Below are 22,094 nucleotides of genomic sequence, written 5' to 3'. Positions count from 1 at the left end.
TATGAAAAAACTCATTTATATTTTGAGTGGGCTGTTGGCATTACAGCTAGTGCTGGCATTCACGCTCAATTTGGAACACCACGGCATTCAGGGACAAAGCAAGCCCAAAGCACTGTTAGCGTTGAAAGATGGCGATATCGACCATATCAGCATTAGCAATAACGATGGTAAAACCATTGATCTGACCCGCACCGAGGGTAAATGGCGGCTGTCAGATCAAGATGAATTTCCGGCAAATCAGCAGCAAGTGGCCGCGTTGCTACAGCAGATCTTGACGCTGAAACATGCGGGTGCAGTGGCCGACAGTGACAATGCCGCTCGTCGTTTCAAAGTCGCTAATAAGACCTTTGAACGCAAAGTAGTGTTGTCCCAACAAAACGTCGATATGGCCACGCTGTACGTAGGCACTTCTGCCAGTATGCGCGAAACCCATATCCGACTGGATGGTGAAGCTCAGGTGTATCTGGCCGATCTGCCTGTGTACCGTCTGCCAGTGACCAGCAAAGACTGGATGCAGCAGGACTTGCTGCAGGTGAAAACGGCTAACATCCAGGCGTTAAAAATCGGTGATATCACATTACGCCGTACCGATGTCAGCAAGTCGGCCACCGCCGACAAGGACCAGGCACCAGCGGCGATTGCCGACAACGCCAAAGTCCAAAAAATGGTCGATAAACTGATTGACGACAACGGTAACAAACAGGCGTTAACCCAAGTTTCGGGCAAGTCATCTGATAATTCCGGATGGCAATTAACGCCGTTACCCGTTAATAGCCGCATTAACTTCGGCAAGGTTAATCAGGCACTCCAACAACTGGCATCACTGCGGCTCAGTGACTTGCTAGGTGTAGAGCAAAAACCGAATTTCGGTCTGGATAAACCGCTGCTGCAGGTTTCTGTGCAACGCAATAAAGGGGATGAGGTAACTTATCGCCTGGCACAGATGACTGACAGCAAAGACTACGTACTTAAATCGTCACTGAGTCAGGAATATTTCCGGCTGCCACAAGCTCAGGGAGATGCATTTGTCGCGGCCTTTAAACCTGCGGCTTTCAGTGAACCCTTGGTAACGGCAACGCCTAAAGCAGACACCAGTAATCCCCCAAAGCCCGTCCAGGTGGCAGTGATAGGCAAAGCGGGTAACGCTAAATAACACTTTCTTCCTCCCAACCAAAGAAGCCAAAGGCCACCGCAAGGTGGCCTTTTTATTACGTAGCATGCTCGCTGTTACTTTGCATTCCAGTTAGGCGTTTGCTGGTGCAGCATCTGCTTGATAAAGAACATAAACTGCCGCCGCTGTACATAGTCAATCGGCCCGGTGGAACGCCCCACCGTATGCTCCCCACTGGGAACTTCCAGCAGCTCAAAGTCTTTATCGGCATTAATCAATGCGTTGACCAACTGCAATGACGACGAAGGGTCCACATTGCTGTCCTGTTCGCCGAAGATAATCATCAGCGCACCTTGCAAGTTAGCGGCATTCACCACCGCAGAACTGCGCAGGTAGCTATCATCAACCGGCCAGCCCATCCATTGCTCATTCCAGCTCATTTTATCCATGCGATTGTCATAACAACCGGCAAAAGCTACCCCAACTTTGTAAAACGCTGGATGGAACAGCAAAGCACTGAGCGTACTCTGGCCACCAGCAGAAGCGCCATAGATGCCAACACCGTTACTGATGTCATACCAAGGATATTTATGAGCGGCCGCCTGATGCCACAAGATACGATCAGGAAATCCAGAATCGCCTATGTTCTTCCATGCCACATCATGAAACGCTTTGGAGCGATTTGCTGTGCCCATGCCATCCAGCTGCACCACGATAAATCCCAGATTTGCAAGTGCCTGCATCCCAATGACTTTGTCACCACCGGAATGATAGCCAAAGGGCCAAAAATCTTTTGGCACAAAGCTGTCGTGTGGTCCGGCATAAATATTTTCAATTACCGGATAATGTTTGCTGGGATCAAAATGCTGCGGCTTAACAATCAAGCCCCAGATATCGGTTTTGCCATCACGCCCTTTCGCCACAAACACCTGCGGCGCTTTAAATCCAGCCGCCGTGAGTCTGGAAATATCCGCTTTGGCAAGGGTGCGTACTAAGGTGCCATCTGCCTTTTTCAGTTCCGCAATGTTAGGCAGATCGACTCGCGAATAGTTATCGACAAAATACTGCATATCATCGGAGAAACTCACATGGTGATTGGCAGCAGTGTGGGTGATTTCTGTCAGCCCTGAGCCATCAAAATTCACGCGATAATAATGCACAAAGTAGGGATCTTCGCCGGGGTTTACCCCGCTGGCAGCAAACCAGACTTGTCTTTTTGTGTCATCGACATGCACCACTTCGCGCACCGGCCAATCGCCATCGGTGATTAAGTTTTTCACCTTGCCGTGTTTGCCATCATACAGATACAGGTGAGCCCAGCCATCCCGCTCAGACAACCAGAGGACCTCGTTGCCAAGATTGTTGACATCATGGCGATACCCACGCCACTGGTAGATAAAGGTGTTGCTGGTTTCATCTATCACCACCCGCCCCTTGCCAGAGGCCGCATTCACTTCGATTAAGCGTGCCTGCTGGTGACCACGGCGAGTATATTCAAACGCAAAGGTTTTGCTGTCAGCCCGCCAGTTCAAGTTGGCAAGCGCATAAGCATTGGGGAACAGCGCCGCATCAATATCGGTATGGTTACCGGTGTGCAGATCAAACAACACAGGTTGCGCCATATCAATCACGTCACCCGGTTTCGGATACAACTGTTGGATCACCGCTGGCTGCAGTTGTGCCTTAGGTGAAGACAATACTCTTGTGACATAACGCGGATAACCGGGGATGACGCGGAAGATCACTAAGTAACGAGAATTAGGCGACCACTGAATGGTTTGCGGATCGTAGAAGTTTCCGGCGGTACCATCCTGACTTAACAGCAGTGTTTTGCCATCCTGGTCGAGGACCTGCAGGTTATGATCAATCACATGCGCTTGCAGCTTGCCATCGGGCGAAGAGCATAAATGATTGTCTGCTGGCATGCGCAAATCACGCACTTCGTCATCGGCAATCGGTCTGGAATGCTGTGGTTTCTTGGCACACACTGCGGTGCTCAGGTTGCAGTGCCAGGGTTCATAGTGCAAGAGGAAGCTGATGCCATCATCCTCGTACCAAAAATCGTCAAACGGCAGATTCAGCGCAGTGACAGTTTCACCTTCGGCCTGGCTCATACCTTTGGCAACCATGGCTTGGTCAAACGCCGGGCCTTTTTCGCCACTGTCTGCATTCTCTTTGATAAAAGCAAAGCCACCTGCAACCGTCAGGCGGTAATAAAATTCATGAGAATCCGGCACCCAGCGCGCCGGAAAGGCTAAATCTCGCGTTAATCCTTGCCAGTGTTTGCGCAAATCAACACTGGCTTGAATATCTGCTTTTGAAGGTGCGGCCATCAGTGACGGTGTGATCAGGCACGCCAGCAGTGTTGCCAGCAAAGGTAGGGTAATTTTTTTCATTATTTTAGGTATTCCATTTGCCATGGTCAGGGCGAATTTATGGTGCGATATTCGCTCTATATTTGTAGAAATTTTTGCAATGCGTAACCACGGAAACAGTTCAGTTTAGTTAGTGTTTCCGTCAAATTGCTTCGCTAGCCGCTTGGCATGCAAGGAGGCGTTAACGCTCACCGATGATCTAATGCGCTGGCTCTGAGCAACAAGCTACGGATGAGTTCAGTCGTCTCAGCAGGCTGACCACCTTCACGGCAGTATTGGATAACCGGTCCGCAGATATCCTCAATTTCCATGGGCCGACCTTTCTCACGATCGACTTGCATCGATGTCTTGATGGCATCAAAACGGCAGATCAAACTGAACATTTGCTCAACGTCTTCAGCGGTGAGACTGACACCGGCAATATTGGCTGCACGGGCAGTTTCTTCCATCATCCGGTGCACCGTGTGTCGCAACACCGGATCGCTGGTGACCGCTTGGGTATCCATTAAGGTCAGCGCGGTTAACGGATTTACACCATTGTTGATCACCAGTTTCCGCCATAATGCATAATTGACCTTGTCATATAAGGTGTTCGGGATCCCGGCCTCGGTGAACAACGGTGATAACACTGCCAGTAAGGGCTGCAATCCCGGATTCGCCGCCGCCGATGGCCATGCACCGAAATCGATCTGCGCTTCGCCGGTTGCTTCCACTTTACCGGGAGCCACAATGTGTGCGCCAATTTTTACCGCTAAGCCACCGGCAGTGCGTTCCATTCCCATAATGGCGGCAATATGCTTTTCATTGGTGACACCATTCTGGAGCGATAGCATTGGCGTTTTGGCCGTTACCACCCAAGATTGCAGCTGTTCCATCAGCGGGATGGTGGCACTGCTTTTTGCCGCCAGGATCAGCAGGTCAAAATCTTCACAGGCATAGTCCTGACACAGTCCAGCAACATCGGTCGCAATCACCGGCGCATCAAACACAAATTGCGGATGTTGCAGTTGTAAGCCATGTTGCTGTAACGCTTGCAGATGTTTACCGCGCGCCACCAACACACACTCATGCCCGGCATGAATTAATCGCGCAGCATAATAACAACCAATACCGCCCGCCCCTACTATGGCAAATTTCATGATGACGTTCCTTGCTTGCTGAGACTGTTCCATCATGCCGCTATTGTCCAGAAAATCAACAGCAGCAAACAGTTAACTCACACAAATGGCGATGTTCATCAGCTTTTTTTACCCAGATCAACCTTAGCAGGAGCCGGGTTAATTTATGCGATGCCAGTGTTATAGTGCCAGCATACGATTGAATACATCGGAGTTTGTATGACGATCCCTTATTCAGTGCTGGATCTAGCCCCCGTTGCCGTTAACAGCAATGTAAAAACCGCCTTTTCAAATTCGCTGCAACTAGCACAACACACTGAAAAGCTGGGCTATACCCGTTACTGGTTAGCCGAACACCACAACATGCCAGGCATCGCCAGTGCCGCAACCTCAGTCCTATTATGTCACTTGGGTCATGGCACCTCTCGTATCCGCCTTGGCTCTGGTGGCATTATGTTGCCCAACCATTCTCCCTTGGTCATTGCCGAGCAATTTGGCACGCTGGCAACGCTGTTCGGCGACCGCATCGATTTAGGGTTGGGGCGAGCACCGGGAACCGACCAAATCACCATGCACGCGTTGCGACGTCAACCCCAAGCCGTCGTAGACAGCTTTCCGGATGACGTTGCCGAACTTCAACGTTATTTCAGCAATGCCAGTGGCGCAGTTAATGCCATCCCAGGTCAAGGGTTACAGGTTCCACTGTGGCTGCTGGGTTCCAGTCTCTATAGTGCGCAACTGGCCGCGCAGATGGGATTACCTTTCGCATTTGCCGCCCATTTTGCACCGGAATTAATGACACGCGCATTAACCCTTTATCGCAGTCAATTCCAGCCTTCGTCACGTTGGGCTAAACCTTATGCCATGGTATGCATCAATCTGGTAGCAGCAGATGAGCGGCAGCAAGCACAGTATCTGTTCAGTTCAGTGCAGCAACAGTTCCTGCATCTTTATCGAGGCAGTGCCGACAAAATTCCGTTGCCAGTCACCAAACTCTCAGGTGATTGGGAGCCACATGAAATCCATGCGATGCAGCGTACCCTCAGTCGTTCACTGGTGGGAGATGCCGACGATATTCACCTAGGAATCAAAGCCTTGCTGGCGGAAACTCAAGCCGACGAACTGATGTTTAACGGGCCTATCGTTGATAGGCCCGCACGAATGCATTCCTTCAGCATTGGCGCAGCAGTGATGCAATCGTTAGGTTAACAATGGCTGTCAACCTTTGAATGATGAGGCTTCGCTTGATTGGATTAGGGTAAAACACTTTTGGACATTTTTGAGTTAGATTTCTAGCTCTAATTGATGAATTTTGGATAACAGTTTCTATGGATTAACGCCCAACTTAGGGGCAATAACACGTAGGCTTAAATTGGAGCGAAGCGACTGAGCCTACGTGTTATTGTCCCAGTGAGCGCCAGCGAACAACTACAGTTGTTTGTTATGTTTCAACCGCCAAGCCCAAAAATGAGAACGAATCATTGAAGCAGAATAGTTCTTCAATATCCTCATAGCTACCTTCGATCCAGCACTGCGTTCTGAACCGCTCGTAGATTGGACGAAAAGCTGTTTGTATCAACTCTGATTCGTCCATCATGATCTTCGAGAAGTCTTTTGATTTGAGAACCATGAATAAATTTTCATCTTTATCTAAGAAGAATGAGTCCCAAAAGTAACCCTTTTGAACCATCTCTTCTTTTGGAGCTTCAGGATTCGCTTTGATGAATTCCAACAATTCAAAAAAGTGCGGTTTTGAATTTGTCTTCAATTTGACTTTAAGTAATTTCGATTCCATTCATACAATCCAAAAAAATATAACGCTGGCCGTAAACGGCAAAAAATAGCAGGCTAACATTTGCGACGAAGGAGCACGGCCTGCTGTTTTGTGTCCTTTGTTTGACGGCCTTGTTATGTGTTTTTTTCACTCCATTTGCCAGAGAGAATCATTACATAAACACCGACGGTAATTGTACCAAGCATTAATCCTATAAAAGGCGATGTGAATCGCCACCGTTAAAGTGAACACTTTGTAGCATTACAAAAACTTGGTCAACTGGAAGCGACTTTGTCGCAAGCGCAGGTGAGCAGGTAACAAAGTTTGGGCAAAAGGTTGATACTCAGAAAATGCAGGTAAGGTCTTAAGTTTGAGGGTACGAGATAGTGATAGCCGAGCAGGAATGGCTTTCGAAGATAGAAAACTGTGAAGCCTGAGTGTTGCCATTTTCAGCATACAGCGAAGAGCCATCAGCCCTATGGGCGGCTCACAAAAAAGGGATCGTTACCGATCCCTTTGGCTTTTGACGTTGATGTAGTTTTGCATACTACTTTATGCAGTGATGGCCGCTGGCCTGGCGTCCTCCACAGCATTGCGTAAGCGAGCTTTCATCTCGCTGTAAATCTGTGCCGCATAGCTCTCGGCCCAGTTCTGATCCTCGATAGCACTGACGTTCACCGCACAGTACTTGGTTTCTGGTGTTTTCGACGTAGGGTCAAGGTTATCCTGAGTCAACTCATTACAGGCACCAATCCACCATTGATATGTCATATACACAGCGCCGCGGTTGATGCGATCGCTCACGCTGGCACGGCTGATAACTTTGCCTCGCCGTGAAGCAACCCACACCAGTTGTTGATCTCTGATGCCAAGTGCCTGGGCATCCGCTGGATTGATGTTTACCAAACCGGGTTCATCCGCCAATGTTTTCAAGGCGGCACAGTTACCTGTCATGGAGCGGCAGGAATAGTGTCCAACTTCACGTACGGTACACAGTACCAGCGGGAACGCTTCGTCGGTCAGCTCTGCCGGTTTGCGCCATTGGGTGGCAAACAGTTGCCCTTTGCCAGATGGCGTCGCAAATTTGTTGTCGGTGTACAGCAGCGGAGTACCTGGATGGTCAAGAGTCGGACATGGCCACTGTACGTGGCCGAATTCCCCCATCTTCTCGTAAGTCACGCCGTAATAGAGTGGGCATAGTTCACGCAGTTCATCCCAAATCTGCTGATTAGTGTCGTAGTGCATGGGGTAGCCCATTTCCGTCGCAATCAGCGAGATGATGTCCCAATCACGTTTGACGTTGTATTTAGGCTCAATGGCTTTCTCAAAACGTTGGAATCCGCGGTCAGCACAGGTGAATACGCCACCATGCTCTCCCCAGGAGGTGGCAGGTAAAATGACATCGGCGACTTCGGCGGTTTTGGTCATGAAGATGTCCTGTACCACCAGAAAATCCAATGCATCGATCCCTTTACGTACCAGGCTTAAATCAGCTTCGGTCTGTAACGGATCTTCCCCCATGATGTAGTAAGCCTTGACCTTACCTTCCAGCGCTAAATGTGGCACGTCAGTGATGCGAACCCCCACTTCTTTATCCATGGATTCGGGATCTATGCCCCAAGCCTTGGCAAATTTGGCACGGATTGCAGCATCGGTGACTTTCTGATAACCCGGAAATAAGTCAGGCAGCACGCCCATATCACAGCCGCCCTGCACATTATTCTGACCACGGACCGGTGCAACACCGGCACCGCTACGACCAAGATTGCCAGTAAGCAATGCTAAGGTTGACAGGCTCTTAACGGTTTCTGTTCCCTGTCCAAACTGCGTCACCCCCATGCCCCAGCAAATCACCGATGCCGGAGATGCAGCATAAGTACGCATGGCCTGTCGCACTTCCTGGGCACTCACACCGGTAATAGCTTCGACTTTTTCCGGCGCATAATCCTTCACGACATCCCAGAGGCTATCGAAACCTTCGGTATATTTGGCGACGTAGTCCTTGTCGTAGAGATTTTCTTCCAGCAAGGTGTAGATGAAGGCATTGACCAGGGTGACGTTACAACCGTTATTCAGCTGCAGATGTTGATCGGCAATGCGCGCGGCTTCGATTCGCCGAGGATCACACACGATGATCTTGGCACCATTCTGTTTCGCCTTAACGATACGCCGCGCCACAATCGGGTGAGAATCCGCACTGTTGTAACCAAAGATCAGCAGGCATTTAGCCTGTTCCAGATCCTCAATGGAAACGCTCATGGCACCGTTGCCCAAAGTTTCCCGCAACCCTGCCACCGATGGACCGTGACAGACACGGGCACAGCAGTCTACGTTATTGCTGCCAAGCACCGCGCGGGTAAACTTTTGCATCACAAAATTGGATTCATTACCGGTGCCGCGTGATGAGCCAGTTGTCATGATGGCACGAGCACCGTATTGCTGTTTAATTTCCGTCAGGCGTTTAGCGACATATTTGATCACTTCATGCCAAGATACCGTTTCGAAGGGACCGCCCTTATGACGGCGGATCATCGGTTCACGAAGGCGTGGGGTTAGCAGCTTAGTATCATTGAGAAAATCCCAGCCATAATAGCCCTTGAGGCATAATTCACTCTGGTTAGTAGCGCCTTCTGCGGCTTCAGCGCGGATAATCCGGCCGTTATCTACGACCAGTTTCATTTTGCAGCCCGCACCACAGTACGGACACACTGTTGTGACTTTTTCCATTGTTTCTCTACCTTTAGAAGTACTAAACACAGAACTGGGCACCGTTATCCAGTGCGGTTCGTCTGCGTTTATCTGCACTCAGCATTGCCAAATCGTCACGATCGACACATCTGAGCGCCTCGGTCGGACAAACCTCGATACAGGCCGGGCCTTCTGGGCGGTCGTAGCAAAGGTCGCATTTGTTTGCCTGGGCTCTTTCCCGCAGGACATTGACGGCTGCGCCTGTGTTGCGCACTACCGGGTAGGTCACCACATCTATCACGCCATACGGACAAGCCACCACACAAGTTTTGCAACCGATACAACGTTGCTGCTGTACTTGCACAAAACCGTGGGCGCGGGTGATAGCATTATTTGGGCAGACATTGGCGCAAGGGGCATCTTCGCATTGACGACATTGGGTCGCGGTGCTGATGTTGCCCCCTTTTACAACATGGATTCGAGGAGTGAAATTTACGGCACTGAGTGTAGTGACGTCTCCGTCGGCACGATGGGCAACAGCACAGGCCACCTCGCAAGTGCGGCATCCTATACATTTGTTAGCATCGGCAACAATAAAGCTGTTCATAGTACTCTCCAGTTGTATACAAGCGTGAAGTCCCTGTTCTCACAAAGCGTCTTGTCATACAAAAGGGGATAACCATAATCCATGCCAAAAATATTTATCATTAAATACAGTTAGTTATTAAAGTTACTTCTAAAATGACAGACACATTAAGCCTTAATTCGTCATGTCATTTCGACAAAACTGTCGAAAGTGTCAGTTATCACCCAAGGAGAGAAAGGAATGCGCGTCGTGGGAATATTGCTGCGAAAAATTAGCAGGATGGAAGGTGGCAATACTCACCACAGCCTTATACAGGCTGTGGTGTGACAAACCGATTAAAGCACTTGATGAGCGGCGTGCTTTTCACGCCAGACACCGGCGTATATCAACAACAGACCTGCGATGGCATAACTGCCGGTAAACATGACCACGGCTGGCCAGCCACCGTGCTGCCAGAACCAACCACCAACTGAGCCTGAAATACTGGAGCCCATGTAATAAAACAGCAGGTAAAGTGACGATGCGTGACCTTTGGCAGTCTTAGCCGCCGCCCCAACTGCACTGCTTGCGACGGAATGGCCGACAAAGAAACCAGTGGTGACCAACGCGACGCCACAAATAATACCGATGATAGGTGTCATCAGCGTTAATAAAGCGCCCGCCAACATCAACGCAAATGCCGCGATCAACAATGGTGTTCTGCCAAACTTATCCGCCAGGCTACCGGCCATTGATGAAGACACAATACCAAACGCAAATGCCAAAAAGATAAAGCTTACTTGAGTCTGGTTAAAGCCGTAAGGCTCACCGGTCAGTCGGAAGGTGGAGTAGTTGAACAGGGTGACGAAAACACTGATCAACATAAAGCCGATAATATAGAGCTTAATCAGTTTGATATTCTGCAGGTGGGTTTTCCAGGATTGCAGATGAAATGACAGGTTGAGACCTGGCTTTCTGACAAAATGGCGAGACGCAGGCAACAACATCAAAAAGCCGATGGCAGACAACAAACAGAGTGCGCCGAGCACGCCCATCGCTACGCGCCAGGAAGCAATTTCAGTTAACAGCCCCATACTGACGCGACCCATCATCGCCCCAAATGCCACACCGCCAACATATAACCCCATCGCCTTGCCCAAATCCTTCGGGTCAATTTCTTCGGCTAACCAGGCCATAGCCACTGCGGGTACGCCCCCCAGCACCAGCCCTTCCAGGGACCTAGCCAATAACACACCATGCCATTCAGGCAGTACCGCTACGACACAGTTCAGCACGGCGGCCAATGCCATAGAGCAAAACATTAAGCCTTTGCGCCCCATCGCCTGAGAAAACGCGCCAGCAAGGACAATGGCAAAGGATAAAAAGCCGGTGGTGACAGATAGCGCCAGCGAACTTTGGGTCGGACTGATACCAAAGCTCGTTGCAAAATCTGGCAGCAAAGGCTGTACACAATAAATCAGCGAAAAGCTGGCAAAACCGGCAAGGAATAACGCTATTCCTGCGCGAGTATAGGCTTTGGAGCCTTTTTTGATATACGCATGGGCATCATCGCTGGCGACGGGCTCAGCGACTGAACTGGGGGCAACATTCGTGCTTTGTGTTTCGATTGGGGTACTACTGTTCATAATATTGACGGCAAATTAAACGTTACGGCTGTTAAATTAACGCTATTTTATTCATCACCGATTGATAGTTCTAATATATAATAAATCACATGTTGATATGTTTTATGTATAGCCATGGAATTACGCCATATTCGTTACTTTCTGGCGATTGCCGAAGAGAAAAACTTCACACGGGCAGCATTAAAGCTGAATATTGCGCAGCCCCCGCTAAGTCAGCAAATCAAAGATCTGGAATATGAACTTGGTACGCCATTATTCCACCGTACTCCGCATGGCGCGGAGTTAACCGATGCGGGAAAGGTATTTCTGGAAGCCGTTAAAACGTTGCCAAGCCAGCTCCGTCAGGCAAAAGATGCCGTCCAAAGAGCCGCCAAAGGTGAGACCGGTAAACTACGTTTGGGGGTCACCGGTACAGCCGCATTGCATCCAGCAATCCCCGCGGTGATCCGGCAGTTTCGTCGTCGGTATCCTGACGTTGAACTTACCATTGAGGAAGCCAACTCTCTGGCTTTGGCCGATGGAATGCTGAGTGATCGCCTTGATGCAGCCATACTGCGGCCATCGGATCCCGATCCCAAGACACTGACGATAGAGCATTTTCTTACAGAACAGTTGGTCATCGCCCTGCCCTCAGCACATCCACTGGCGCGTGAAGGTAATGCGCTGAACATGCTGGCGTTACAACAAGAACCTTTCATCATGACGCCACGTTCACTGGCCGTCAGCTTACATGATGCCGTCGTAGCCGTTTGCCATGCCGCGGGTTTTGAGCCAATTGAGGGACAACCGGCGCCACAGATCGCCTCGATTTTATCTATGGTATCGGCAGAACTGGGAATTTCACTGGTCCCAGAATCGATGCGGCAGTTAAGTGTAAAGGGCGTAGTGTTTAGAACCATCAACGACACCGCCTCTCAAGTGGAACTGGCCGTTGCCTATCCGACAAAGCATCCATCACAACCGGCATTGAATTTTGCCGCCGTCGTTCGGCAGCAGAAACAAGCCAGAGAAGCGTTGATGGGAGAATAAAAAAGCCACATCAAGTATTTTTAACTGCTGATAATTTCGCCTAAGCTGAAGCATTGCAATTGAGATTGTCCATCATTGGAAGGAGCCAAACTATGTCCACCAGTTCACACCGGGCTATCACGCACGCTTCAGTGCGGGATATCCCACAAGAAGCATTCGATTGGTATGACGAATATGCCCATGGCATTATCGATCGCAGAGAATTCATGCGACGACTCGCGGGTCTCACTGTGCTCGGATTTAGCATGACCACATTAACGTCTGCGCTTCTTCCCAATTATGCCTTGGCTGAACAGGTCAATTTTAATGATCCACAGATCAAAGCCAGTTATCAGTTCTTTGACTCGCCCAAAGGCTACGGTAAAGGTCGAGGTTATTTGGTTACCCCCAACGAGATTACCGCACCGTTACCCACAGTTTTAGTCGTGCATGAAAACCGAGGACTTAACCCTTATATCGAGGATGTGGCAAGACGGCTCGCGAAAAGTGGCTTTATTGCCTTTGCCCCCGATGCATTATTTCCGCTTGGGGGTTATCCGGGTAACGATGACGCTGGCAGAACGATGCAGGCCAGTATGGATAAAGCCAAGATAGAAGAAGACTTTATCGCTGCCGCCCAGTTCATCAAAAAACACCCGCAGAGTAACGGAAAGCTGGGGGCTGTCGGTTTCTGTTTCGGTGGCTATATCGTTAACATGTTAGCCGCCACTATCCCTGACGAACTCGCTGCAGCAGTGCCCTTTTACGGGACACCTGCTGCTGAAAGTCTACGCGCAAACGTTAAAGGGCCACTGCTATTACATTTTGCGGAACTGGATAGTCGAGTCAATGCCACCTGGCCGGATTACGAGAAAGTTTTACAGGCCCATCAAGTACCTTATCAGGCATATCTGTATCCCAAGGTAAATCACGGATTTCATAACGATTCTACTGCTCGTTACAATGAAGCAATGGCGGAGCTGGCCTGGGGGCGCACGCTGCAGTTTTTCAATTTGCATTTGAACGTGATGGCGTAATGTCAATCCATAAAAAAACAGCCTGTAAAGGCTGTTTTTTATGGAAGGAGCCAAGGACTACTGACAGTAACATTCATCCTCATTTACGTTTCCCCTGAGTAAATACTCATTAAGCATTTATTCGAGTGAACAGGGGACGCTGTCAATACAAACAATGCTTTGGAGTCACGTCACCAGGGTGTTTACAGTTTTCTGAAGGGCCCCCAAAGGGGAGCCCTTAACAGAACATAGTCCCTGGCAAATTACTTACTGTATCTTATGGAACTGGTCGATACCGAAGGGCTTACCTTTAGCGTGACAAGTTGCACAGGATTCAACCGGCAAGACAGGATTGGTATTAGCGTCTACAGCCATTACCGCACCATTTGAACTGAAGTGGGCAGCAGCAGACTGGCTGGTATGACAGCTACGGCATGATTCAGCTACCGGCGAAATATAGTAAGTGGTATCGTCCTTAGTAAAGGCATCAAACGTACCATCCTCATTACTATCAGTCGATACCGCGATAGAGGATTTGCCTGAAGTCAGGCCACCATCAGCAGCAAAGAAAGTCGCACCATCTTTGTGACATGCAGTACAGTCATTTGGAACACCTGGATAACCAACAACATTACCGTCAGCATCTTTATAGATTCCACCAATTTCGTCGAAGTTACCATTGTGGAAACGGTGAGCTACTGTTACTAAATCACGGTTACCAAAGGTTACGTCAGTGGTTACAATGTTACCGTCATCACCTAGATAAACAACTTCTGGATGGTGTGTTGCAGGTAACTTGTTGTTATGGCAGTCCATACATTGATCGAAGGTATAGGCACCATGTCTGTAGCCCTTGATGTAGTCCAGAGAGTCGTGGCAAGCATTACACTTAGCTTCAGATACAGAGATACGGTCGGCATCGACAAAGCGAGCTGACACTGGTTCACCGACATCCAAATTGAAGAAGGCTACATTTGAAGAAGCGCCAACAGGATCATCCCCATCAAACATGTAGTCAATGGTTTTGTCGCCACAAGCCACGATTGCTTCGTCAGAGCTTACGCAGAAGTTAGCTTCTGTACCAACATAGATAGTACCAGTTGCTTGCGCATCTGTGACTGTAGCAGTCAGACTCAGAACTCCGTCAGCTAGAGTAGCGCTAGTACTATTAAGAGCTGGGCGGGAAGTCCAAGCAGTGACTTCACCATTGCTGTCAACGTTACCCATCAGAGTAGAAGCTTTGGCCAGCACATCGAGATCTGCTACGTCAGCCAATTTCGCGCCATTAAAGGTAACGTTTGCTTTGATAGTTACATCTTGCATACCGGCAGTGGTAGAAGCCGCTTTGGTAGCACGTGTAAATTCAACTGTCAGCAATGGAGAAACGTCTGCACGCTTACCAACTTTGTGCGCCTGCATTGGAGACAGTGCACCTGTTGCGTGGCAAGCAGCACATTGAGTGTCGTCAGCCTGAGCAAGGGTGTAACTAGAGTGACCTTCACCAGTTGCGAAGTCGATATTGGAGTGACAGCCACCACATGCAGCACGAGTAGGCTCATCTTTCCAAGTAGTCATGCCTTCGTTAGTGCTGTGACATACAGTACATTGATCTAATGGTGCTGGATATGCAATTTCTGCCCATCTGTCGGCCTGAACAAAGCCCAAAGCTCCCATAGTTGTATCGCCAGCTTCTGTATCTGCTGCAATATGTTCACCAGCATGCGCACGGTGGATCATCGCTGGCATGTCAAAAACTTCACCAGCAGGTGTATCTGCAACTGGCTGATTTCCAGGGTTGTGACAAACAACGCAATACTGCTCACCCTGGTAGTTACCGTGTGGTCCCATACTAGCAATGTTGCCAGTATCGCTACTTTGACCATGACACTTCATACAAACCGCATTTGGAACGGTATCTTTACCTGTACTTTCAACCACTTCTCCAGTAGATGGAATATAGTCAAGTACGGGTGACAACACTTTTCCGCTAATAGCATTGCCATCAGCATCAGTCAGATTGTACAACCGCATGAATACACGGTGAGGCGCAGTGAGATCATCGCTAGCATTCATGATCGGTGCGGCGGTATCGGTATAAGTCCAGGTACCTGTATAGGTACCCAGGTTGTCTGGGTCTTCTACCAGAGTACAAGCTTCACCTGTAACTCCACGAGAAGAATATGTGCCATCCAGAGTACAGTACATAGATGAGCCATTGCCCGCAGCCCAACCATTATTCACCCATTCGGTAGATGGGCCATCACCTGTCGCATTAGGCATGGCAGTAGCTGAGTAGATAGCTATTTGACTTAACCCAGTCAAAGGCTTATCAACCCCCGCCTGGTTTTTAGCTGTTACACTGAATTTAAGCGCAAAAGCACCATCACCAGCCAGCGTATTGTCTGCTGGTTCAATGGTGAAGGTTACGTCAGCCGCCTTGTAAATTGTGGATACGACTGAACCTGCATCCAGACCGTCTTTACCATCAGTGCCATTGGTACCGTCAGTACCATTAGTACCATTTACACCGTCTTTTCCATCGCTGCCATCAAATGTACAGGCAGACAGCCCGAACACGCCCAGCAGGACTAACGCGAGTAATGACTTCTTATGATTTTTCATCATTGCGTCCCTTGTTAAGTATATTTATTACATACGAGGAACTGTGTCATATCAGATACCTGCTTCATACCAGCGAAGTACGCCAACATACATGTCTGCGTTATTCCTGAAATAAGATGTAGGTTTGCTTATAAGGTGTCTACAAAATGTGTATTAATAAGCATATCTTCAACAGACACACTCCTGTTGCAAATACACTATACCCATTTGTAAGTACTAATTTAATTTTGCGATAACGAATTGTGAACTTAAGGCTAAATTACGTAATCTGAAATATTCAATTTCAGATGTATTATTTTCAAAAAATGCAATTAATGTGTGAAAGATGGGTACAGTAGAAATATCAAAAATGACTCAAGGAAGCGCGAAGCACTATACAGCAAGGGCTGTGTACTCATCAATAGCAAACCAAAAATTATGTTAATTACAGGTATTTAACGAACAATAATTAATTAAATTTTGACAAGTTCAACCAATATCAATGTTTGTAAATTTGATTTCATACCAAAGAGACAAGAAACGATAAAAGCAATGATGCCTTTGCTATAACCAAACATGAAAATACAAGAATTATGAATTGAATTTTTATTGTTATTTTTCAGTGAATTACAAAAAATAAACATTGCATAACTATAATGCTTTAACGATAAATTATGGGGAAGTTATAAATAGATAAATTTTTAATATAGTATATTTGTACTTTATAAGAATTTTTCATAATTATTACCATCAAGATATTTTTACTTAGTTTTATCAGAAATACGCTGTTAACCAATGAAGAATAGGTGCCCCAAAAATCACATTGCATACATTGTATGTGACAGACATCACCGTGACTCTATGACAAAATTTACCTTAATGGATGAAATATTAATTCAATCTTAAATCTTATATTGATGACAACCATTACAGGTAACTCTCTATTTTTAATATGCAACCCGCGTATCTACGGTTCTACTTCACATCCACATCTAAAATAATTACCTAACGAAGATGCTGTAGAAAACTTGAGATCCATTAACAAAGGAATACTGCAAGGATGTTTATGTCATGCGCTAACTGGCTAGGTTGTAAGGATGAATAGTGCCAAACTGCCTATGAAAAGTTGAAATTGAATTTCACGGGATCATATTGCACTGAAATGGTGATATATGCTGTACGGCTAATGACAAAATAAAGAAACTAACCACTATCATGCTGTAGTGAATTTGACACCTGATTAATGATGGCAACCGCACCTTTCGACACCCGCCATTCCTTTTCGCACTCGCATTTGAGTTCAATACGTATGTAACTACATACGCGGTATATGATTTTTAATTTGCTCTGATATGATGAAGCATTCCCTAAATTAAGGTCTACTCCCCTCACTACACAAGGACCGCAAATGTTCGGCTTTATTACTAACACCTTGTTGCCTGTGCTTATTTTATTGTTGATGGGGTGGGTATTTTTTCGCATTAAAATGCTCAATGAGGGGTTTATCGAAGCGGGTTCGAAACTGGTATTCAATGTGGCTTTGCCCGCATTACTGTTTCTCTCGATCAGTCAGGCTGATTTTTCCCATGCAGCTAATGTCAAATTAATTGCCACCGGCGCGGCAGCGACGACCACATTTTTCTTATTGCTGATGCTGTTCTGCCACTTCAGCGTCACACCGCCAAATGCCCGAGGAGTGGTCATTCAGGGCGGCTTTCGCGCAAACATGGGCATTATTGGGCTTGCTTACTGCGCCAATACCTACGGAAGTAATGGTTTAGCCGCAGCGGCGGTGTACCTAGGCTGTATTACCATACTGTTTAACGTGTTATCTGTTTTTGTATTGAATTTTTATCTGGACGGCAAACGTTCACTTATCCAACACATTAAAGGCATCATAACTAATCCGTTGATCATCGGCATTCTGCTGGCTTTACCTATCTCTTATTGGCAAGTGCACTTACCCGAAGTATTACTCAGAACAGGCAAGTATTTCTCTCAATTAACCTTACCACTGGCGTTGATCTGTACTGGCGCATCGTTGCAATTTCGCTCTTTCAGCGCAGATTGGTTTAATATAGGTATCAGCACGTTATGTAAGTGCTTGTTGTATCCAGGGTTTATGGTGCTCTGTGCCTTCCTTATGGGGTTTCGTGGAACCAATCTCGGGATTGTTTTACTGCTGTCTATTGCGCCCACGGCTGCAGCCAGTTACGTGATGGTACGGTACCTTGGCGGAGATCATCGCCTTGCCGCCAGTATTATTGCCGTGACCACTTTAGTTTCATTGCCAGTAACAGCGGCAGCCTTTGGTACCTTATCGATGTTGAAACTGATTTGATGCACTATCGGCCTCCCCTGAACTGCACCCATCTAGAGTGGTGCCATTGCAACTTGGCAAATTGCCCTTCTTTGGCCTCTCTGACTACACTTATTGATGTAGATCAATTTTTGAGCAACAGATACCCTTCTGCTGCCTGAAAACAGAGAGGTCTGATATGAGTAATCATGTATGGGGACTCTTGCTGCATCCGGAACATGAATGGCGCAGCATCAACGCCGAACATGAGACTGTTAGTCATATGTATGCCCACCATATTTTATGGATGGCGGCGGTGCCAGTATTGAGTTCTTTAATCGGTACTACCCAATTTGGCTGGACGTTTGGGGGAGAAGAATCTTATAAAGTTTCACTGCTAAACGGCTTTGCACTGGGCATCGCTTTCTATGCATTGATCTTGTTAGCGGTTGGTGTTGTCGGCAGTATTATCCACTGGCTAGCGCGAAAAATCCCTAATCGCCCCAGTCGCCGCGAATGTATTATTTTTGCGGGATATACGGCCACACCAATGTTTCTCAGTGGCATTTTTGCGATTTACCCCATTTATTGGTTATGTCTTTTGGCCCTGATTGTCGGGGTATTGTACACCGCTTATCTACTGTATACCGGGACACCCAGTTTTCTCAGTATCAGCCATAAAAAGGGATTTATTCTGTCAGGTGTGACTTTAGGGATCGGTGTACTGGTGTTAGAAGTGCTGCTATCTGTCGTGGTTATGCTGTGGAGTATGGGCTCAGAAAACAGTGTGATTTGGTATTTCTTCCGCTGACCAATTGCCAGTTCTAACAAAAAAGGGACAACCGCTAGTAATAAGCTGAGTTTGTCCCTTTTTTATGTTCAAAACCGCCTAGTTGTGCTGTGTTTTTTCCACCAGATAATTCATTAACGCTTCGAAGCGGGCTTGCGGATCTTTTGCCTGAGTTATCGATGCCAACGTCATAATGTACTGACCGCCGACCAGAAAAGTGGGGACACCTTTGATGCCCAAAGCTTCCTGATCTTGGTACGCCGCAGACAAGTTTTCAAGCGTAGCGTCACTGTCCATCGCTTTATAAAACTTATCAGCATCAATATGGTGTTGCGTCAGGAAAGGCTTAAGATCTTCCTTATCGGGAAGCCGCCGTTCTGAACCAGCAAGATTATGATAAAACTCCATAATCTTATAAATCAGCTCACCGTTACCTGTCTCTTGTAACGCATAGAACACATGCGCATCAAACACCCAACGGTCCTTGCCAATGGCCGGACGGCGCACAAACTTTACCTTGGGGTGCTCATGTTCATAGTGTTCAATAATCGGATTCATTGCCTGACAATGTGGGCAACCTAACCACAAATACTCAATCACATAAGGTTGTTTTACACCGGGAACTTTTACCGCCGGTTTAACTGTAATGAAATCCTGCCCTTCTTTAAATGACTGGTCTTCAGCGCGGGCGATAGCGCTGACACTGACTGCCGCCAAGAGCAAGCTGGCTAACAACACAAGATGACGTTTCATACAACTACACTTTCCCCAAAAAACATAAGCCTTGATAGTGCCTAAAGATAAGCATCAATTCCAGTAATAAATACAATAAAAACATTAACATCTGTTAAGCCAAGCGATGACTACTGGTTGGCATCAACGAACGACTACAACTGATACTAGTTTTGCTGTATCGGATGCTCTGTTTTGGGAATATCAGACACATCAATATCGCCGCCTTTAGCTTTTCCTTTCACAGTGACTGAAGTGCCGTGAGGGGACACTTCTGCGCCAACCTCTAGAGGATTCCAGCTACACCCTTCGACCAATATCAGACTGATAAAGGCCACTGCCATTTTCACCAAAATTTACCTCCAGATATCACTGCTTGCCTAACAAGACGTAAGAATTGCCATCTATCAATGCTCATTTTGAATTCAGACCACTAAACTGATGTTTTATCCGTGTACCTTAGCAATCTGTTATCGCCGTTACTTCCCAACTTGCTCAGCGTTACTTGCCGCTGTCGGAAGCTGACCAATATTCATGATCTGCGTTACCTGTTCCTTTGTCAGAGGGTAAATCGCATCGATACGGCAACGAATAGGTAAAGCCTGAGGCCCCCCACTGAGCGAATCACTGCGTGAGTCAAACATCAATGAATCGAATTGATACAACTGGATCCAGTTAGCATAACGCAGCCCAGTACAGGCATTACGTAATGAGATCAGATAATCCCGATTGAACTGTCCGGTGATGATCAGGTGGGTTTCAGTAAGCTCCTTCCAACCGCTTAGTTTGAATCGCTTTATACTGCGCACACTTTCCAATTTATGGGTCACGATATATTGCTGATAGGCCTTATCCTTGTCACTGTCCGACATCTGATTGCCAGAAGAGGCACACCCAGTCAACCACAGGGTCACTATCATAAGCAGCACTATCCGTTTCATATTTTTTCCTTTATCTCAGGCATTACATGACGATATCCAAGCATTAACGCCTCAATGAATACCGGCTTGTGGATTATTGACATTCTGTTCCTGCACGCTGCGACGCCAAGGTAATCGACCTTCCAGTTCCACTTGTAATGCCATGCTAAGAAAGGTTCGGATCAGCACAATTAAGCCCAAAATGAGGACGCCCTGCATCGTGGGTTTAACAGCCACGGTACGTATGATGTCAGCGGCGACCAACAGCTCCAACCCCAGCAAGATACCACGGCCAATATCCTGTCTTAATTGCCGATACGTATCAGTGGACTGTCCGATAGATTGCACAAATTTATATGCCGCAATTAACAACCCAAACACGATAACGATCACTCCGGCAGCGTCGATCACTAAGCCAACGGTTTCTACAGTCGATGTAAACGATAGCATCGGCTTTCTCCCTTATTAGGTGGGGTGCCATGCTCCCAATAACCACTGCTTATATTTCTGCCGGAAGTCTCGGAGGAAGCACCAGATTAACCTAGTTTTTCACACAGTAAACACTATTAAAACGCTAGCTTAAGTTTAGTCACTGCCAGCGCCTAACTTTTAGAAATTGAGAGATGACGCTCCCGTTTAAAAACTAGAGTGGTTATGTGAAAAGGAAAAATGGCGATAACTGCTGAGTCTTTGTGCTTGAATGATTCAGGCTAGCCATGCGGCCAGATGTTGTAATGGAAAACTTCCTGCGCTTGGCGTTGCTTATTTTTGCCGCCACTTCTTTGCCAATGATGACGGCATAACGAGGCTATCTGCTGTCACCGCGGATGCCAGACATCCACAATAATGAACGACAATGCGGTAACCTTATAATTTAATATCAATAGGTTAATTATTTTTCAACCGTTTGACATGTCATCGGTTGCGCAAAAACATCCGCCTTAAACATGCCGATATTTTCCTTGATATCCAACACAATAAACACATTGGTTCGCCTGGGTGTAACGCCAACCCATTCGGCATCGGCTTCGGTGATCGATAAAAACGGCGATGTCGAAAGGACTGCACCTTGTCCTTGATAGCATCCTGAATAGATACAGATATCAAAGTTGCCGGCTGAGTCAAACGCGACAGAAACCGGCTTAGTGTTGTCATCACCTTTGGCACCAAACGTCGAACAGCCATCGGCTGGGGTGCATCTGCTCTCAAAGTCTATCTGGCAGTCCCATGACTGCGCCTGCACACCGGTTATGCACCAAAGTAAAAGTATCAACGTCATCAGGAATTTCATCAACATCGGCTGCTGCGCTCCATATGATAGGCAATTAACTTCCTTAAAGAGATGACTCTTTGCTCGCATGAATCGCGCCTCCTGAATCTATCCAAAATCAGTGACAAAAAAATTGTCAGTTGCGTGCGATTGTTATACGGTTTGGTGCAGTTTAGGAGTG

18 protein-coding genes are annotated in these 22,094 nt (G+C 47.4%); 6 read left to right on the top strand and 12 right to left on the bottom strand.

Features of this window, described 5'->3' with window-relative positions; all coding sequences use genetic code 11:
* Position 1 precedes the first annotated feature (1 nt).
* Positions 2–1,153 carry a DUF4340 domain-containing protein gene (locus tag PY479_RS01020; RefSeq protein WP_275482574.1) on the top strand — a complete coding sequence of 384 codons (1,152 nt, stop codon included), beginning with the start codon at positions 2–4 and terminating at the stop codon, positions 1,151–1,153.
* 74 nt (positions 1,154–1,227) lie between these two features.
* Here PY479_RS01020 and PY479_RS01015 read toward each other — a convergent pair whose 3' ends face one another.
* Together PY479_RS01015 and PY479_RS01010 are read right to left on the bottom strand one after the other, a co-directional pair.
* A complete protein-coding gene (locus PY479_RS01015; protein ID WP_275482573.1) occupies positions 1,228–3,507 on the bottom strand; it encodes a DPP IV N-terminal domain-containing protein in 2,280 nt (759 codons plus the stop codon).
* Positions 3,508–3,674: 167 nt separating this feature from the next.
* On the bottom strand, positions 3,675–4,625 hold the full coding sequence (locus PY479_RS01010; RefSeq protein WP_275482572.1) for a 2-dehydropantoate 2-reductase: 951 nt from the start codon (positions 4,623–4,625) through the stop codon (positions 3,675–3,677).
* Positions 4,626–4,823: 198 nt separating this feature from the next.
* On the opposite strand from PY479_RS01010, the gene PY479_RS01005 reads away from it, so the two are divergent.
* Positions 4,824–5,813: an MsnO8 family LLM class oxidoreductase gene (locus tag PY479_RS01005; protein WP_275482571.1), complete on the top strand. Its 990-nt coding sequence runs from the start codon at positions 4,824–4,826 to the stop codon at positions 5,811–5,813.
* A gap of 232 nt (positions 5,814–6,045) precedes the next feature.
* On the opposite strand, the gene PY479_RS01000 is transcribed toward PY479_RS01005, so the two are convergent.
* The 4 genes from PY479_RS01000 to PY479_RS00985 form a co-directional block, all read right to left on the bottom strand.
* Entirely contained in the window at positions 6,046–6,399 is a 354-nt protein-coding gene (locus PY479_RS01000) for a hypothetical protein (RefSeq protein ID WP_275482570.1), read from the bottom strand.
* Positions 6,400–6,930: 531 nt separating this feature from the next.
* Positions 6,931–9,105 (bottom strand): formate dehydrogenase subunit alpha, encoded by a 2,175-nt coding sequence (gene fdhF, locus PY479_RS00995; RefSeq protein WP_275482569.1) that lies wholly within the window; start codon positions 9,103–9,105, stop codon positions 6,931–6,933.
* A gap of 22 nt (positions 9,106–9,127) precedes the next feature.
* Positions 9,128–9,673 (bottom strand): electron transport protein HydN, encoded by a 546-nt coding sequence (gene hydN, locus PY479_RS00990; protein ID WP_275482568.1) that lies wholly within the window; start codon positions 9,671–9,673, stop codon positions 9,128–9,130.
* A 314-nt stretch (positions 9,674–9,987) separates the two neighbouring features.
* The gene (locus tag PY479_RS00985; protein ID WP_212595739.1) at positions 9,988–11,277 is read right to left on the bottom strand and encodes an MFS transporter; all 1,290 of its coding nucleotides are present in this window, start codon (positions 11,275–11,277) and stop codon (positions 9,988–9,990) included.
* A 114-nt stretch (positions 11,278–11,391) separates the two neighbouring features.
* Here PY479_RS00985 and PY479_RS00980 point away from each other — a divergent pair, with 114 nt between their 5' ends.
* Together PY479_RS00980 and PY479_RS00975 are read left to right on the top strand one after the other, a co-directional pair.
* Positions 11,392–12,306 (top strand): LysR substrate-binding domain-containing protein, encoded by a 915-nt coding sequence (locus tag PY479_RS00980; protein WP_275482567.1) that lies wholly within the window; start codon positions 11,392–11,394, stop codon positions 12,304–12,306.
* A 92-nt stretch (positions 12,307–12,398) separates the two neighbouring features.
* The gene (locus tag PY479_RS00975) at positions 12,399–13,322 is read left to right on the top strand and encodes a dienelactone hydrolase family protein (RefSeq protein ID WP_275482566.1); all 924 of its coding nucleotides are present in this window, start codon (positions 12,399–12,401) and stop codon (positions 13,320–13,322) included.
* A 246-nt stretch (positions 13,323–13,568) separates the two neighbouring features.
* Here PY479_RS00975 and PY479_RS00970 read toward each other — a convergent pair whose 3' ends face one another.
* Positions 13,569–15,926 carry an OmcA/MtrC family decaheme c-type cytochrome gene (locus PY479_RS00970; protein ID WP_275482564.1) on the bottom strand — a complete coding sequence of 786 codons (2,358 nt, stop codon included), beginning with the start codon at positions 15,924–15,926 and terminating at the stop codon, positions 13,569–13,571.
* 1,384 nt (positions 15,927–17,310) lie between these two features.
* On the opposite strand from PY479_RS00970, the gene PY479_RS00965 reads away from it, so the two are divergent.
* Together PY479_RS00965 and PY479_RS00960 are read left to right on the top strand one after the other, a co-directional pair.
* A complete protein-coding gene (locus PY479_RS00965) occupies positions 17,311–18,243 on the top strand; it encodes an AEC family transporter (protein WP_212595735.1) in 933 nt (310 codons plus the stop codon).
* A 157-nt stretch (positions 18,244–18,400) separates the two neighbouring features.
* The gene (locus PY479_RS00960) at positions 18,401–19,012 is read left to right on the top strand and encodes a Yip1 family protein (protein WP_212595734.1); all 612 of its coding nucleotides are present in this window, start codon (positions 18,401–18,403) and stop codon (positions 19,010–19,012) included.
* Between the two features lie 78 nt (positions 19,013–19,090).
* Here PY479_RS00960 and PY479_RS00955 read toward each other — a convergent pair whose 3' ends face one another.
* The 5 genes from PY479_RS00955 to PY479_RS00935 form a co-directional block, all read right to left on the bottom strand.
* Positions 19,091–19,744 carry a DsbA family protein gene (locus tag PY479_RS00955; protein ID WP_275482563.1) on the bottom strand — a complete coding sequence of 218 codons (654 nt, stop codon included), beginning with the start codon at positions 19,742–19,744 and terminating at the stop codon, positions 19,091–19,093.
* A gap of 146 nt (positions 19,745–19,890) precedes the next feature.
* Positions 19,891–20,073 (bottom strand): hypothetical protein, encoded by a 183-nt coding sequence (locus PY479_RS00950; protein ID WP_212595732.1) that lies wholly within the window; start codon positions 20,071–20,073, stop codon positions 19,891–19,893.
* Positions 20,074–20,202: 129 nt separating this feature from the next.
* A complete protein-coding gene (locus tag PY479_RS00945) occupies positions 20,203–20,664 on the bottom strand; it encodes a DUF6491 family protein (protein WP_212595731.1) in 462 nt (153 codons plus the stop codon).
* 51 nt (positions 20,665–20,715) lie between these two features.
* A complete protein-coding gene (locus PY479_RS00940; RefSeq protein ID WP_212595730.1) occupies positions 20,716–21,093 on the bottom strand; it encodes a DUF1622 domain-containing protein in 378 nt (125 codons plus the stop codon).
* Between the two features lie 442 nt (positions 21,094–21,535).
* Entirely contained in the window at positions 21,536–22,003 is a 468-nt protein-coding gene (locus tag PY479_RS00935) for a hypothetical protein (protein ID WP_275482562.1), read from the bottom strand.
* Between the last annotated feature and the right edge of the window lie 91 nt (positions 22,004–22,094).

Origin of the sequence: Shewanella sp. A32 (assembly GCF_029167175.1) — a bacterium.
In the GTDB taxonomy this organism is placed as follows: Bacteria; Pseudomonadota; Gammaproteobacteria; order Enterobacterales; family Shewanellaceae; genus Shewanella; species Shewanella yunxiaonensis.
This window is presented reverse-complemented; position numbering and strand designations above follow the sequence as displayed.